At 38.3% G+C, this 1407-nt stretch carries 2 protein-coding genes; both read right to left on the bottom strand.

What is annotated here, in order from left to right:
- On the bottom strand, positions 1-822 hold an 822-nt coding region (locus tag KVT27_RS23200), incomplete at its 3' end, for a capsid protein (protein WP_217582025.1).
- 17 nt (positions 823-839) lie between these two features.
- On the bottom strand, positions 840-1407 hold a 568-nt coding region (locus KVT27_RS23205), incomplete at its 5' end, for a hypothetical protein (RefSeq protein ID WP_217582026.1).

Below are 1407 nucleotides of genomic sequence, written 5' to 3' on the forward strand. Positions count from 1 at the left end.
GTATTTTCCTGCAGTTTTTGCACTAGGCGCATCAACTGAAACGAATTCATATTTTTCAGGTGCAACCATACAAGATGTATGAATTAACATCATTTGAACTTGCTGCGCAGTTGGATCAGGTTTAGCTCCATTTGTGAAGTTATATAGTGTCTTCATACGTGAAGAAGGAACACCAATGATTTCGACCTCATCTAAGCGGTTAACTACACGATTGATTTGCCCGTTATTATTTTGAACTCCCATATATCGTGCAATTTCTTTAGCCTGCTTCAGCGCAGTTTTAACAGTAGGAAGTACGTATAATAAACGCCCTTCTTGTGGGACTTCTTTTTCATCCATATTTTCCATAATTTCATCGAATACAGTTAAAGCATTTTCAGGAGTAATAGCAATCTCTTTATTTCCGGCGCCATTATCTTTAGATTTCTTTTCGCTGAATAAACGTGAAATCATGTACTTATCTTTTTCAGGGATTTTTTCATTATCGTTATAAACTCGTGTGATATTGGCAATGGATGCTACCATGTTCGTTTCATCAATATCCATAGGGTCAATAAGTGTATCCCAGTAACGATCATTTGTTAGTGTTTTTGTTTCCCAATCGTTTTCAAAGTTACGTCCTGGAGTTGTAACCGTATCGCGTCCATAATCTTTACGACCAGAAGTAACAGTAAGACGTGGTAATTTAATAGTTTTAGCGTCAGAGAATTTAACTAAACTATTACTTGGTGTGTTCCATAATTTTTCAAAGTATAAACGACCAGGATAACGTGTTTGTAATCCCGCTTGGTATAATTCTGCATAATTTAAGTTGTTAGCCATGTGTATATCTCCCTCTCTTATTTCTTGAATTCTTCAAGCCATTTATTTAATTCTGATTGTGGTTCTCTTTTATGCTGTCCACCATTACCGAATCGCGGTTTAGGCGGGCCCTCTTCCTCAACGACTGTTTTAAAGTGTGGGAATTCCGTTACGACCTGCTCAATAGCTTGCGCGATATCTACATCGTCACTAAGCTTTGTTTTTGCTAGTGTAATTACAGCAGCTAAGTTCTTTTCATCTGTAATACCTGCTTTGATTGCCGTGTTTTCCATTCGTAAATCACTCAAAGTAGAGTCTTTTTCTTGTAACTGCGTTTCATAGGTTGTTACTTTGTCATTAAGCTTATCGTGTTCTGTCTTCTGTGAATCTTGGTGCTCTTTCCAACTATTCACCGTATCTTTTAATTGATCTGCATTTTCGAATCCTAACGTTTTCAAGAAATCGGTTTGTTGCTGGTTTTTTGCAGCATCTAATTGTTCCTGTGTATAGGTTACTGGGTCACCCGAACCGCCTGCTCCTGGTTCACCTCCTCCCAATGGATCAGTACCGCCCTGGTCACCTGCTCCACCATCAGAAAAGAATTGA

Origin of the sequence: Lysinibacillus sp. GbtcB16, assembly GCF_019091145.1 — a bacterium.
In the GTDB taxonomy this organism is placed as follows: domain Bacteria; phylum Bacillota; class Bacilli; order Bacillales_A; family Planococcaceae; genus Lysinibacillus; species Lysinibacillus fusiformis.